This window comes from Rhodobacteraceae bacterium Araon29 (assembly GCA_039640505.1).
In the GTDB taxonomy this organism is placed as follows: domain Bacteria; phylum Pseudomonadota; class Alphaproteobacteria; order Rhodobacterales; family Rhodobacteraceae; genus CABZJG01.
Map to the genome: position 1 here is coordinate 3,481,594 of CP046865.1, position 13,835 is coordinate 3,495,428.

13 protein-coding genes are annotated in these 13,835 nt (G+C 46.5%); 9 read left to right on the plus strand and 4 right to left on the minus strand.

The features are described from left to right. Nucleotides 1-93 precede the first annotated feature (93 nt). The 9 genes from GN278_16870 to GN278_16910 all read left to right on the plus strand — a co-directional run bounded on the left by GN278_16870 (nt 94) and on the right by GN278_16910 (nt 9,476). The gene (locus tag GN278_16870) at nt 94-915 is read left to right on the plus strand and encodes a citryl-CoA lyase (GenBank protein ID XAT62290.1); all 822 of its coding nucleotides are present in this window, start codon (nt 94-96) and stop codon (nt 913-915) included. After that, nucleotides 905-2,095 (plus strand): gfo/Idh/MocA family oxidoreductase, encoded by a 1,191-nt coding sequence (locus tag GN278_16875; protein ID XAT62291.1) that lies wholly within the window; start codon nt 905-907, stop codon nt 2,093-2,095. The genes GN278_16870 and GN278_16875 overlap by 11 nt, the downstream gene beginning before the upstream one ends. Then, nucleotides 2,092-2,751, plus strand: a complete 660-nt coding sequence (locus GN278_16880; protein XAT62292.1) for a hypothetical protein — start codon at nt 2,092-2,094, stop codon at nt 2,749-2,751. Before GN278_16875 ends, GN278_16880 begins: the two co-directional genes overlap by 4 nt. Nucleotides 2,752-2,762: 11 nt before the next feature. Continuing rightward, nucleotides 2,763-3,947 carry an oxidoreductase gene (locus GN278_16885; GenBank protein XAT62293.1) on the plus strand — a complete coding sequence of 395 codons (1,185 nt, stop codon included), beginning with the start codon at nt 2,763-2,765 and terminating at the stop codon, nt 3,945-3,947. A gap of 111 nt (nt 3,948-4,058) precedes the next feature. Next, a complete protein-coding gene (locus GN278_16890) occupies nt 4,059-4,937 on the plus strand; it encodes a TIM barrel protein (GenBank protein ID XAT62294.1) in 879 nt (292 codons plus the stop codon). A gap of 24 nt (nt 4,938-4,961) precedes the next feature. Then, on the plus strand, nt 4,962-6,371 hold the full coding sequence (locus GN278_16895) for an aldehyde dehydrogenase family protein (protein ID XAT62295.1): 1,410 nt from the start codon (nt 4,962-4,964) through the stop codon (nt 6,369-6,371). Beyond that, complete coding sequence (locus GN278_16900; protein ID XAT62296.1) at nt 6,371-8,158, plus strand: thiamine pyrophosphate-binding protein; 1,788 nt, start codon at nt 6,371-6,373, stop codon at nt 8,156-8,158. The genes GN278_16895 and GN278_16900 overlap by 1 nt, the downstream gene beginning before the upstream one ends. An 11-nt stretch (nt 8,159-8,169) precedes the next feature. Beyond that, a complete protein-coding gene (locus GN278_16905; protein XAT62297.1) occupies nt 8,170-8,940 on the plus strand; it encodes a 4-hydroxy-2-oxo-heptane-1,7-dioate aldolase in 771 nt (256 codons plus the stop codon). Between the two features lie 95 nt (nt 8,941-9,035). Then, nucleotides 9,036-9,476, plus strand: coding sequence for a cyclic nucleotide-binding domain-containing protein (locus GN278_16910; GenBank protein XAT62298.1), 441 nt, complete (start codon nt 9,036-9,038; stop codon nt 9,474-9,476). A 154-nt stretch (nt 9,477-9,630) separates the two neighbouring features. Here GN278_16910 and GN278_16915 read toward each other — a convergent pair whose 3' ends face one another. The 4 genes from GN278_16915 to GN278_16930 are packed head-to-tail and all read right to left on the minus strand — an operon-like array spanning nt 9,631 to nt 13,813. After that, nucleotides 9,631-10,224 (minus strand): hypothetical protein, encoded by a 594-nt coding sequence (locus tag GN278_16915; GenBank protein XAT62299.1) that lies wholly within the window; start codon nt 10,222-10,224, stop codon nt 9,631-9,633. Between the two features lie 41 nt (nt 10,225-10,265). Further along, nucleotides 10,266-11,753, minus strand: coding sequence for a heme biosynthesis protein HemY (locus GN278_16920; protein XAT62300.1), 1,488 nt, complete (start codon nt 11,751-11,753; stop codon nt 10,266-10,268). 9 nt (nt 11,754-11,762) lie between these two features. Continuing rightward, entirely contained in the window at nt 11,763-13,022 is a 1,260-nt protein-coding gene (locus tag GN278_16925; GenBank protein XAT62301.1) for a hypothetical protein, read from the minus strand. A 41-nt stretch (nt 13,023-13,063) separates the two neighbouring features. Continuing rightward, the gene (locus GN278_16930; protein ID XAT62302.1) at nt 13,064-13,813 is read right to left on the minus strand and encodes a hypothetical protein; all 750 of its coding nucleotides are present in this window, start codon (nt 13,811-13,813) and stop codon (nt 13,064-13,066) included. Nucleotides 13,814-13,835: the final 22 nt, after the last annotated feature.

Here is a 13,835-nt window from a genome sequence, read left to right on the forward strand (position 1 = left end):
TGGGGTATTACAAATATGCAGGGGCAATAAATATTACTTTGTCCTCATTAATCCTGATGGCTAGGCGACGCAGTAAAAGGAGGTCAAAGGCAGATGAGCAACTATAATGAACAACGAGCCGTAAGGCATTGGTGGCGTACATCAATCATCGACATGGAACCCGGCAAGATCGCGTTTCGAGGGCGGCCCATCGAGGACTTGATTGGAAATGTCACATTTCCGCAAATGATCTGGCTAATGGTTCGTGGTGATTTACCAAGCCGAAAGCAAAGCGAATTACTGGAAGCCGCTTTGGTGGCAGGCGTTGATCACGGCCCTCAAGCACCTTCCATCGCAGCCGCAAGAATGGCGGCAACGTGCGGCGTTGGACTTAATAATGCAATGGCCACTGCTGTAAACATGCTCGGTGATGTCCATGGGGGCGCTGGCGAACAATGTGCCGAACTGTACTATTCAATTGCAGCAAAAATGGATGACGGCATCGCATTGGATATGGCTGTCATTGAGGGGTTAGATGAATGGCGCGCAAAATTTGGAAAATACATCTCTGGTTTTGGGCATCGGTTTCATAAACCTGTCGACCCACGCGCGCCACGCCTTATGGCATTGGTAAAAGAAGCAGCTAAGGAAGGCACCGTAAATGGGCAGTTTGCAGAAATTGGAGAGGCAGTAAGAGAACGCATCGGCAAACAACGCAACAATCGACCAATCGCTATGAATATTGATGGTGCAACAGCAGTAATATTCTGTGAGCTTGGTTTTCCATCGGCTTTATCACGGGGATTATTTTGTCTATCTCGCTCTGTTGGTGTGCTGGCCCACGCATGGGAACAAATGCAGCAAGGTGGAAGAAATAAAGGTCCAATGCCACCAGATTTTCTACCTCTTTATGAGCCCGCAGAAAATGATGAATAATGTACATAAACCTTTCCAAATTGGTCTGATTGGAACGGGTCGCATAAGTGACATCTATATTCAAACTTGTGCCAAATTTGATGAATTGGAAATTGTTTCATGCGGCAGCCTAGATGTCGAAGAAAGCCAAAAAAAGGCTAAAATGTATGGTATTCCCAAGGTTCAGAGCCCGGAAGAAATTCTTGCTGACCCGAATATTGATTGTATTTTGAACCTGACAATACCTGCCAGCCATGCGTCACTAACCCTAAAAGCACTTGAAGCAGGAAAGCATGTCTATTCTGAGAAACCTTTTGTAACGGATGTCTCAGATTGTCGCCGTATATTGGATCTAGCGAGTTCTAAAAACCTTAAGGTAGGAAATGCACCTGACACCTTTTTTGGTGGTCGGTGGCAAACTGTTCGTAAATTATTGGATAAACAGGTCATTGGAAAGCCAACGGGTGTGATGGCTTTTGCAGGGACCCATGGAGTTGAACGGCATCATCCAAATCCAGATTTCTACTATCAAACCGGCGGTGGCCCACTGCTAGATCTTGGGCCCTATTACCTGACCGCCATGGTATTTTTATTGGGACCAATATCAAAAGTTAGTGGAATGGCGCGTAAAACATTCGATCAGCGAATGATAGAAAATGGAAAGCGCTACGGTGAAAGAATAAAGGTAGAGGTCGATACCCACTCTCTGTCTATGCTTGAGTTTCAAAATGGTTCAATCGGCTCTATGACCCTTAGTTTCGACATTTGGGATAGTGAAACTCCACGATTGGAAATTTATGGCGAAGACGGAACAATCTGCATTCCCGATCCCGATCCTGTGCATGGCGCCAATATTTTTCAAGGGCCCGTTTTGTACCGAACCCGCAGTGAGTCGCGCTGGGAATTTCAACCACGTCCAAAGGATCGAGGGGATTGGTTAGTGGCAGAAAATACCCATAGCTTTAATCAAGATAGCCGGGGGGTAGGATTATTAGACCTATACTATGCAGTACGCGATGACCGAGCCGTGCGCGCAAGCGCAGAACTGGCTGCCCATGTCTGCGAGGTCATGCACGGTATTTTAGATGCGCCAAGTCAAGGCGGATTTGTTTCCGTAAAATCTACCTGTGATGCCCCAGAAATTCTCCCGGAAAATTTTCCGGCTTCCGAGAACCAAGATCATGAAAGGCATGGAATATGAGCGTCGAAACTCTTCAATTTTCTGAACCGTTTTTCACCGTTCGGCTTTTGATGGATGAAGCCAACTATAACGTATCTGTTCGATCAATAATCCTAAATCTTTCCGAGGAACCCATCGCTGTGCAAGACCAGAAAATAGGCCATTTGAACTCAGTCATCTTGTGCAACACGCCCATCCACAGACTGAAACACTGCATTGTGATAGAACGATTTGATGAAAACCCAAACCAAGAGGAATTGTTTGAAGACGTTAGGAAGATATGGCCCTCTGCCTGGGATGTTCGAAAAGAGCCACGTTTGAAAGGGGTAAGCCACTACATGTCTCCCAAGGTTTGGATTAACCAGCTAGGTCTTTCAATGTATCACTCGGCCTCCGTACCGCTTAAGGTCGGGCTGCATAAATTTCATGATTTTTGCCCTGTGCCAGGATTTCGGGAAGTCCATACCCAGATTGTTGGGTTTGGTAAAATGCAGCAGTGCTTAGAAAAAGATTTGCGCACGCTTTATCTTGAAGAAACTATGGCGCCAGGCTGCACTCACCGGCCGATGTATGATGCACAGGGAAATTACCCTTGGCACCAATATGAAACTATCACGCCTAGCATTTTCATGGCAGTGGAAATGCTCCCTGAGGGCGCATCACCACCCACGTTTTAGGAATTAATGCTATGAATATTTTACCAGAACACATAAATTTTGATGGGCCTTTTCCGAAATTAAATCGGCGGTTGAGATTGGGTGTATTGGGCGGGGGTCGCGTTTCAACCCTGCAAGCTGCTGCAGCTCGTATGAGCAACCATTGGGACATTGTAGCCGGCGCTTTGTCCTCTGATCCTGTGCGAGCAGCCGCTCAAGGTTCAGACTGGTTCTTTAGTCCCGATCGCAGTTATGCTTCGTTTGAAGACATGGCACGGATAGAGGCCTCTCGTCCTGATGGGATTGACGCGGTCATGGTCACAGCGCCCAATCATGTGCATTTTGAAGGCTCTAAAGCTTTCATTGAAGCCGGTATAGATATTTTGTGCGACAAACCCCTAACCAATGACTTTTCTCAGGCCCAAGAATTGGTGCGCCTAAGCGGGCAAGCCGGTGTTGTGTTCGGGGTTTCTTATGTGATGTCCTGTTTTCCGATGATCCGGCAAGCACGCGAACTTGTAAGCTCTGGGACTCTTGGCAAAATCAACCAAGTACATGTTGAGTTTCTACAAGATTGGATGACACCAGAAGATATGGGCGCCGCTGAGCATGTAAAATGGCGTCTCGATCCTGCAAAGTCCGGTAAAACAAGCTGTGTGGGTGATATTGGCACACATGCCGCTCATCTAGCCAGTTTTGTATCAGGATTGAAGATGACGGACCTGCGCGCGGAATTTCATGTTTGCGGATCGCCAAAACCTCTTGAAGATACAGCTTTTATGATGACGCGATTTGAGGGAGGCATTCCCGGCACCTTGATGATAACCCGCCTTGCACCCGGCAACCGGGGCGGGTTGCGTTTACGTATTTTTGGAAGCGAGGGCGGGCTTGAATGGGATCTCGAAAATGCCGATCAATTGAAGTTAAATCGGTTTGGCGAAGCGGATCGCGTTATCTCTCGAGGAAATGGTCATGGTGTTTCACCAGCGACAGAGCGCTTAATTCGCACCGCTCGAGGTTTTCAAGAAGGCATAATTGAAGCTTGGGCGAATCTATATACAGAATTTGCAATGGCTGTGGCGGCTGGCAAAGACGGCGTGGCAGTTCCAGATAATTGGTTGGCTTTGCCCTCTGTCAAAGACGGAGCTGACGGCGTGCGTTTTATAGAAGCAACGGTTATTTCAAACGACAATGGTGGGCGCTGGGAGAAAATTTAGATCCCAAGAGTTCCTACGATATATTTATAGTTGATATAAAACAAAATATCATATATTTTATAATTAATCATATTAAACAACTTGTATCATATTGATTCCGGGGCCCACCTGATGACCGAGCGAAGGGAAAATAATGCGCCCAAGAGCCTTTATTCTTTAGCACATCTGACTTTGATAGGTGTGACGCCACCCGAGCTTGTTTATATTGCGGCGCGCGCTGGGTATGACGCAGTTAGCCCAAGATTTATACCGATGCATGTGCCCGGAGAGTTCACCCAATCTCCTGTCGGGAAATCTCAGGTTCAAGCAACAAAAACAGCTCTGAAAACCACAGGACTTAAAGTTCTTGACGTTGAGCTTGCCCGTTTAACAGAAGATGTAGATCCCCGTAATTTTATTCCTGCGCTGGAACTCGGTGGAGAATTGGAAGCCAAGCGAATGATTATGTCAGCTTGGACAAAAACAAGAGATGACCGAAATTTTCTAATCGACGTTTATGCAGAAACTTGTGATCTGGCACGCCCCTATGGAATAACCGTTGATTTGGAATTTCCAACCTTTTCACGTCTTAGAACGCTTGATGAAGCACTTGATATCGTACGCGCTGCAGACCGGCCGAATGGCGGTATTTTGGTAGATACCTTGTACCTGCATCTTAGCCGAGTTGATCTTGCCGAACTTCTGCATATACCGAGCGAGCTTTTCCACTTCTTGCATGTTTCAGATTGCCTGCCAGGTATTGCCGACACAAGAGAAGGAATGATCCAGCTTGCCCGTGACGCGCGCCTTTATCCAGGTGAAGGGTGGATCGACTTCAAAGGCATCATCGAACGCATGCCACCCGTTGATTACTCAATTGAGTTGCCAAACAAAGCGCGGATTAAAGAGCTTGGATACGAAGAACATGCACGCCGCTGCCTTCAGCATGCGAAACGCACATTTGGTGCAGCCCGCTCCGAGCGCCGTCAAAAGACGGCAATGGCGGTTTAGGAATATTATAATATGAGGATAATTATGGGCAAAGAACTGTCTGCAGAAGAACGCAATCTGGCCAAGGAGATGTTGGACCGCGCGCGCGCGGCAATGGCAAAAATTGAAGATTGGAGTCAAAAAGACCTAGACCGCCTTTCACAAGCTATTGCTTGGTATGCGGGCAATGAAAAAACATTTACAAGATTGGCTGAGCAAGGTGTTGATGAAAGTGAGATCGGGGATCGTTCAGGCAGACCAGCGAAGCGATTCAAAATACACATGGTTCTGCGTGACGTTCTACGCACACCGTCAACTGGCATCGTGGAAATAGATGAGCCACGCGGATTGGTAAAATATGCCAAGCCAGCAGGCGTTATAGCTTCTCTCATTCCGATGACCAACCCGGCAATGACACCACCAGTCACGGGTGTTTCTGCAGCAAATGCCCGAAATGCAGTTATTTTCTCACCACATCCCCGCACTGCGCGCACCACCTTTGAAATGGTTGAAGTCATGCGGACTGCCTGCAAAGCTGTCGGTGCGCCTAAGGATTTGTTTCAAGCAATACTCAAACCGTCAATTCCGCTGACACAGCATTTGATGGAGATTTGCGATTTAACGCTGGCCACTGGCGGCAAGCCAATGGTTAAGGCCGCCTATAGTTCAGGAAAGCCAGCTTATGGTGTGGGTGCCGGCAATTCATCTATCGTAATTGACGAGACTGCTGATATTTCTATTGCAGCAGAAAATACGCGAATTTCAAAAACATCCGACTTTGGGTCGGGCTGCTCAGCAGATGGAAATATCATCATACAAAAATCAATATACGATGATATGGTCAAGGCTTTGATAGTAGAGGGTGGTTACCTGTGCAGCGAAGAAGAAAAGGAAATGCTGCGGCAGGCTATGTGGGATGAAAAAGGCAATCGGACCTTTCCAACAATTGCCTGCCGACCACAACAAACCGCTGAGGTCGCTGGCTTCACGATCCCTGATGACCGCAAGTTTCTAATGGTTGAAAATCAAGGTCAAATCGGGAAGGAACATAAATTCTCTGGCGAAAAACTAACGACGTTGATGGCGCTTTATCACTTTGATCAATTTAAGGATGCTCTGGAAACAGTTCGGGCTATTTACAAGGTTGCCGGAACCGGCCATTCCTGCGGCATCTACAGTCACAATGACAGCCATATTGATGCTCTTGCTCATGTTGCGCCTGTCAGCCGCATGATGGTGCGTCAACCACAATCCAAGGCAAATGCCGGTTCTTGGACAAACGGTATGCCAATGACATCTAGTTTGGGCTGCGGCATCTGGGGCGGCAATATCACCAACGAAAATGTCACTATGAAGCATATGATGAACTACACCTGGGTCAGCCGTCCAATTCCAGAGGACCGGCCCTCGGAACAAGAACTCTTTGGAGAGTTTTTTGGACAGGAGGTCGTATAATGGAAAAGGCTGGCATAACCGGAGTTACAAAGACCGTTGCTGAACACATCATCGATTTTTTGGAACGGCGTGATGTAAAACATGTATTTGGACTGTGCGGTCATACAAATATCGCTGTGCTTGCTGCGATGGCGGAAAGCCCCATTGATTTTGTAACTGTCAGACACGAACAAATTGCCAGCCATGCGGCAGATGCTTATGCGAGGGTGAATGGTCAGGCCTCGGTGGTGCTGTCACATTTGTCACCTGGGTTGACCAATTGCGCGACCGGCGTGGCAAATGCGGCAATGGACTGCATTCCTATGGTGGTGATAGCAGGCGATATCCCAACCCACTATTATGGAAAGCATCCACATCAGGAAGTGAATTTGCATGCAGATGCCCAGCAGTATGAAATCTATCGGCCCTTTGTAAAACGGGCTTGGCGGGTGGATCGAGCCGAGTTGATGGCCGAGATATTGGAAAAAGCATTTCACTTGGCCGAAAGTGGGCAACCCGGTCCAGTCCTTGTTAACGTGCCAATGGACATTTTTTCAGAAAAAATTTCATCCACGACATTTGATCGGATAAAGTCAAACACCCGCAACCTCATAAAACCGTCTATAGATGATAAAACCGCCCGTCATATTGTGACACAATTGGCGCAGGCGAAAACGCCAGTAATCTATGCGGGGGGCGGAATATTACTCGCGCAGGCGTCAAGCGAACTTCAAGAGTTTGTAGATCATATGCAAATTCCTGTAGCCCATTCTTTAATGGGCAAAGGTGCCTTGCGCGATGACCACCCAATGGTCTTGGGAATGACCGGATTTTGGGGAACAGAATTGGTAAACCAAACCTGCCTAAACGCAGATTGGCTTTTTGCCATCGGGACACGTTTCAAAGAGGCAGACTGCTCATCATGGTATCCAGGCTATACTTTTAATATCCCGGGAACCAAGGTGATTCATGTGGACATAGAGCCTTCGGAAATCGGGCGAAACTATCCGGTTGAAATTGGGGCGGTTGCAGATGCCAAATTGACCTTGGCAACCCTTACGCGTGTTGCCAAAGAAGTATATCCGCAGGGATTTAAGCGCACTGAAATTTTGGGAAAAATAGAAACTTTCAGGCGAGAATTCAAAGATGGTAATGCAGAGATGGCAACCAGCAATGCCTTTCCCATGATGCCTGAGCGCATTTTGGCAGAGACCAGAAGAGCGCTGCCTGAGGATGCTATTATTACCACCGACGTTGGCTGGAATAAAAACGGGGTGGGGCAACAGTTCGACATATTATCCCCAGGATCAATCCTAACACCGGGTGGGTTTGCCACAATGGGATTTGGGCCACCCGCTGCCATTGGCGCGAAATTGGCGGCACCCAACCGCGTGGTGATTTCGCTGGTAGGAGACGGCGGTTTTGGCCAGAATCCTTCAATGCTTGCCACGGCTGTGGAGCGTGGGCTGGGAATTATTTGGTTGGTCATGAACAATAACGCTTTTGGCACAATTGCTGGATTGCAAAAAGCCCACTATGGATTAACCTACGGCACAACTTTTCCAGGCTCTGCTGAGGCTCCGACCAATGGGCCCGGCTATGCAGATATCGCGCGGGCTTACGGGGCAGACGGCATTCGAATTAGCTCGGCAGATGAGCTTTATCCAGCCTTATGTGCGGCAATCAAAACAGGTAAGCCAACAGTATTGGATATCCCAATGATCAATAATCCAACGCCAACCACAGGCCATTGGAATATTCTGGACATTTATACGCCAGAGGGCAATGTTTCACATGTATCCACCTGATAGGAATTATCATGGACCTACGAAAAAATCGTTTTAAAGCCGCATTAAACGAGGGCCGCCATCAATTGGGCATTTGGAGCGGTTTAGGCGGACATACCGCCCCGGAAATATTAGCGACTTGCGGATTTGATTGGGTTTTAATTGATGCTGAGCATAGCCCAATGGAGCCAATCGATGTTTTGCCAGCGCTTCAGGCCATCTCAGGGTATCCCGAAGTTACGCCGATTGTCAGGCCTGCGGATCACAGCGCAAGCGTTATAAAACGATTGCTAGATATGGGTGCACAGTCTCTGCTAATTCCTTTCATTCAAAATCGTCAAGAAGCGGAAGAGGCAGTTAAATCAATAAGATATGCTCCAAAAGGCATTCGCGGAATGGCTGGAATTACACGTGCAAACCGTTTTGGACAAGTTCAAGATTACGCCACGCGCGCCAATGAAGAGATTTGTTTGCTTGTCCAAGCCGAAACAGCTGAGGCGTTGGAAAACCTTGAGGATATTGCCTCTGTAGATGGGGTAGATGGGGTGTTTATTGGACCAGCTGATCTGGCCGCAAGCATGGGATTTGTCGGCCAACCTGACCACCCAGATGTAGTAAAAGCCTGCGAAGATGCTATTGCGCGCCTAGGTGTAATAGGATGTCCGGCAGGGATCCTAACACTGAACGAAAATTTTTCTAAGCGCTGCATAGAGCTCGGCACGCTTTTCACCGCCGTCGGAGTTGACTTAGTTATGGTTGTTGATGGCGCTAAAGAATTGCGGCAACGTTTCAATCACGTTTAACTTTTATATTTCGAACTCAAATTTGGGCAGATACTGCTTAAAGTACAAAAACTGGGTTTAAAACTTTTTTCATGTAACATAAGTCTGGCAAGGTAATTAAAAGGACTGGTTGCGTGGCGTTTAAAAAAAGCTTTCTTGCTGGTGAAGAAATTTACAAGGCTGGCCAAAATTCCAATGGTGCCTTTATAATTGTGTCTGGGACTGTCAGCCTTTATACAGACATGGACTTTCATTTGGTTACTCTTGGCGAGGGCGAGTTATTTGGTGAACTTGGGCAGGTTGTTGATGAACAACGAAGTGTGACGGCAATTGCAAGAACGGACTGTCAGCTTAAGCATATCCCGCGAAATGTTTTAGACGAGAAGTTTAAAAATTCTGATCCTGCCATAAATGGTATGTTTAGAGCTTTGGCGATACGGCTTAGAAAGGCAAACGAGCAAAAAGTTGAAATGTGGACAGAAATCGAAAGCTTGCGGACTGGTAGAAAAGACCTTGAACTGGAGATGGAAAAAATGAAACGGGCTCTAAAAAATTAAGCTTCCTTATTTTAGTTTTAGTCTAGCATATTGAAATAAATCCATTAGTGGGTGGTAAAGGTTTGTGAGCTTTTCGGGGGTAGGTTCCTATCTGTTGCTATGCCACACAAAAACAGAGCCACTAATTTTTCTAAAGATAAAAGATAAATGGCACTTAAGAGGTCTTTACCAGACCTTGAGCGGAAAGATACTTTCGAATTTTATCCACTTTACTTTTGGGAACCATGCCCGTGCTGAGATAGTTGCCCTCAATTTTTGCACAGTGCCGTGGGATCATCGCTTCCATAACTTTTTCAAGGCGCAGCCTAATCACCATTTCAGTGCGAAGTTCCAGCAGCTCTTCGCTTGAAAACTTTCCAATCAGCAAAGCACCAGTTTTAGATTTTCTATCTGCCCACTTATCGCTTCCTAGATCTTTATGATGCATGATTGCAAGGTTTTGAAATTGAACCGCGCGCATTGCATTGTATACTGCGTCTTCAGTATCTTTTCCTTCAATTTTAGCTTGGGTTTGCTCAGCGTGTAAGATTGCTAATCCCGCATAATGAAATACTGTTCGCTCTTCACGGCCATCTTGGATTGCCAAGGCATAATCATTATAGCCGCAATCCTTTAATATATTTGAACATTTGGCGATTATATCCGTCAAATCAGTATCCACATTCCAATTTGGAGAAAGGCTTATTGCATCACCTTCAATAACTTTTGCCTTTATAATTGGTTCATTTTCGTCATCTGAAATTGGCATTTTTGGTATCTCTCACGATAGATTTTAACTTTTATTCTGCCTTATGTTTTAGGGTTTTCCGGTTCTGGATCTTTTGTATCACTATCTTCTTGTGCACCGCGTTCAATATAGTCCACCGGTTGAGACACCTCTCCGTTGGCACTTTTTCCAACCAAAAGAGGTAGCATTTCGAAATGCGTTGAAGAGCTTAATGTGGTTGCAGGTGGCTCTTTCCAAGACATAGTATCAAAGGCATCACAGATTGGACAAACAGCGTCCCACTCTGGATGGGCCGTTTGACAATTTTCGCAAACCCACTGTGGTCCACGTTGAGCGCTTAGCGCTTTTGCAAGCCAGGCGCGCACTGCGTGGTCCTCTCCTCCTTCACCGCGTTCAATGGCGGCCATGATTGTAAGAATATGGGCATCAGGTTGATGATCCAAAAGCGTTCCCAAAGCCCGCCGTGCCCCCGGAAAATCCTCTGCTACCAAGTGCAATTCAGCCAATGTTAGCTTTGTTTCACGGTGCTCAGGTGCAAGTTTGCGCAGCATTTCGAACCGCTTTAGCCGCTCTAAAGGCGTTTCATCAGGGGCAATTTCACAGAAGGCCGCCGCCAAATCTGGATGCGGCTGGGCAGCCCAAGCTTTCTTGATAACTCGTAACGCGTATTTATGCTTGTCTTGTTCAATATAACTTCGCGCCGCCATCACCGCTGCCGGTACGAGGTCTGGGGACAGTCTATTTGACTCTATTGCCGCCTCACGAGCTTCGATGGTCTCCCCATCTTTTAAAATTCCGCGCGCTTGCGACAGGGCTAAAACTGCATCGCGGCGCTTGTGGACATCGCGCGGCAGACCGCCATGCTTTAACTTAGCATTTAACGTCTTTCGCGCACCCTCCCAGTCTTGGGATCGGGCTTGTAATGATAAAAGAATATCTTGTGTCTCTTCATGCTTGGGTTTTATCAAAAATGCTTTTTCTGCCAGCTTTAAAGCAACCTCGGTTTCACCATCTTCCAAACGTTGTTTTAAGATACCACGAATACCAACAAACCGGGTCTGTTGTTCCATGATCAGGGTTTTGTAAATTTCAGTGGCTTTTTGTCGATCGCCAGATATTTCCGCAGCTTGAGCAGCCAACAAGTTAGTGAGAGCTGGTTTTTTCAAATATCTCTCAGCTTTAGTCGCTTTTGACAGTGCAACCCCTCCCTCGCCTGAGGCCAAGGCCAGCATCCCCTCTGAAAAGGCTTGATATCCTTTGCGTTCACGGTTGCGGAAAAAATATCGCGATACGGCCGTTTCATCCCCATTTATAAACCGCAATATAGCCACCAGCAGAGTAGATAATTTGAGAACCAACAATACAACGCCACTTAAAATTAAAATAAGTATCACAGTTTGTAGCGGGCTAATGGTGTACTCAGTGCCAGCAATTGTTGTTTGCACATCCCCAAGAACAATATTCTCAGCATCGAGCAAATATGTAATGCCCATGGCCAAGGCCGCAACCAGCGCCAGAAAAACCAGAATTTTCAACAAAGAAAGCAACATCTAAGCGCCCTATTTTTCTATTTGTGCCATGATTGTGTCTATATAGGCAACCGCTGCGAGGCGTTCCTTGGCTTTAGAGATCCAATCATCCATTTGGTCTCTCGCAATTAAATCAAGCGCGTCAAGCTCTGACAAAGCGTCTTTTAGTCTGTCGTCTTTCACCGCAGCTTCGGCTCTTGAAAGTATTGCATCTGCAGACATACCTTCCCTAGGCATAACAGAACGGGCTTTGAGTTGCGTTTTTAAATAATCTGCAAAGGTTTTACCCTGCGCATCCTTTGCTTCTGACCGGGCTGAATTGAGAGCCAAGCGCGCCACTATTGGGAAATTTTCGATTAACTGCTCTTTGGTAACAAAGCCAGTATCAGAATATTTGTGCAAAATATCAGGCGCCTTTAAATAACTGGCGGCTTCAAAATCAATCAGGACTGCCGCGAAAGTGTCTCCGTTTTTTATGGCAGCAGAAAGTCTGGAAACCGCCGAATATATGCGGGCTTCGCGAGCTGCTTGTTTCGCAATTGCTTCCTTTGTCTCGGCGTCCTGCATGACCGCCTGCACTTGCTCTCGTTGCTGCGTTAAAGTTTCCTTTAGGGCTTCCAATTCCTTGCTATGCTTTTCAATTATATCCTCAGGAACTGCCGTCAGAACAGGGCGCTTTTCTAAATCATCTGTACGTTTTGAAAGCGTTGAGAGCTGCAAATTTATAGTCTCTAATTCAATGGTAAATTGATTTATTTTTTTGCCCAAAAACTCAAATTTTTCTGATGTGTTGTCAGTTCCAGTGCGCAAAATAAGCAACTCTAATTTGGACTGAACGCTCGACACCTTTTTTTCAAGTTCCGAAAATTGTTCATTCTGTTTCGAAATATTTGTTTTAATGTCTACCTGTACTTCATTGGGCGAGGGCGGCGCAATCAAAACACCATATTTGTATAAGCCAATTGCTGCTCCAAATCCGATAGCAACAGCTAAAATGCCACAAGTAATTATAACCACCAAATTGGCAGGATTGGATGCGTTTTTTGGGGAATAAAGTGTCTGTTTTTGATCACGGGGTTGCGGATCAACCTCTATGATATCGTCTTTTGAGATGTCCACCACTTCTGGTCCGCCACCAGCCTCATGATTAGTTTTCGGTTCGGCTTCCTCAACATTTCTATTATTTTGCTGAGCGCTCTTTGAACCAATTTCTTTTTTAGATCGCTTTTTTGCAGACGTTTTTTGCTTTTCTGCTTCTATATTTTTAGTGCTATCTTGTTTTTTCGTCATCTAAGACCTCTTTGATCACAGATAATACCTTTATTAGTAGTTTAAAGACGCTTTGCGGACGGCTCAAGCAGGTTCGCATCATCCAACAGCCGAACAACACTGTGCCGCATCGCTTCTTGAGTGGGGGCATGGGCGATGCTGCAATATATATTGGGTATTTTGGTAAATACTTGGGCGACCAATTGGCTCATTGCAACGATATAGGTCTGTATTGAGGGCTGCACCTGTTTGACAAACAAATCTGCTGTTCGCGGTGAAAAGATGGGAGCAATCACCAGCTTCTTTTCATTAAAGAGCTGCTGGGCGCTGTGATTGAGAGTTTGTTCAATTTGGTCATAAACAATAGACGTATCACATGGCCGTCCCATGTCAGACAAGCGTTGCGCAATTTCCCCCCTACTATGAACGCCGCGCACATGTACCAAACGGCCCTTAGTGGGAAAATTTTTCACTAGATCTATCAATTCGTGGGAACTACCTCCTGCAGAAACTGCGGAAAATCCAATCTGCCGCGCTGCTTCAGCCGTCGTATCTCCAACACAAAAACAATGACACCTATCCAAACGCTTTGAGGCGGAAAATCGCTCAACAGCGTTGGGCGAGGTAAAGATCACTCCTTGGTATTGGCTCAACTCAGGCAGTTCACCTGTCTGAACAATCTCCAGAACCGGGCTTATGATAACATTTAGTCGAGGAAATTCCCTTAAAAGATCTGCCGCAAACCGCTCTGCAGCAGGGCGCGGCCGCGTTATCAATACAGATGGCATCTGAGCTGTGGGATTGTTTGTCATGCTCTGGGATGCTACCTGCCTT

What these genes read in the sequence shown, in the direction of transcription:
- GN278_16920 (XAT62300.1), bottom strand. Translation starts at nt 11,753, where the DNA reads ATGTTGCTTTCTTTGTTGAAAATTCTGGTTTTTCTGGCGCTGGTTGCG.
- GN278_16880 (XAT62292.1), top strand. Translation starts at nt 2,092, where the DNA reads ATGAGCGTCGAAACTCTTCAATTTTCTGAACCGTTTTTCACCGTTCGG.
- GN278_16890 (XAT62294.1), top strand. Translation starts at nt 4,059, where the DNA reads ATGACCGAGCGAAGGGAAAATAATGCGCCCAAGAGCCTTTATTCTTTA.
- GN278_16925 (XAT62301.1), bottom strand. Translation starts at nt 13,022, where the DNA reads ATGACGAAAAAACAAGATAGCACTAAAAATATAGAAGCAGAAAAGCAA.
- GN278_16905 (XAT62297.1), top strand. Translation starts at nt 8,170, where the DNA reads ATGGACCTACGAAAAAATCGTTTTAAAGCCGCATTAAACGAGGGCCGC.
- GN278_16885 (XAT62293.1), top strand. Translation starts at nt 2,763, where the DNA reads ATGAATATTTTACCAGAACACATAAATTTTGATGGGCCTTTTCCGAAA.
- GN278_16875 (XAT62291.1), top strand. Translation starts at nt 905, where the DNA reads ATGATGAATAATGTACATAAACCTTTCCAAATTGGTCTGATTGGAACG.
- GN278_16870 (XAT62290.1), top strand. Translation starts at nt 94, where the DNA reads ATGAGCAACTATAATGAACAACGAGCCGTAAGGCATTGGTGGCGTACA.
- GN278_16915 (XAT62299.1), bottom strand. Translation starts at nt 10,224, where the DNA reads ATGCCAATTTCAGATGACGAAAATGAACCAATTATAAAGGCAAAAGTT.
- GN278_16930 (XAT62302.1), bottom strand. Translation starts at nt 13,813, where the DNA reads ATGACAAACAATCCCACAGCTCAGATGCCATCTGTATTGATAACGCGG.
- GN278_16895 (XAT62295.1), top strand. Translation starts at nt 4,962, where the DNA reads ATGGGCAAAGAACTGTCTGCAGAAGAACGCAATCTGGCCAAGGAGATG.
- GN278_16900 (XAT62296.1), top strand. Translation starts at nt 6,371, where the DNA reads ATGGAAAAGGCTGGCATAACCGGAGTTACAAAGACCGTTGCTGAACAC.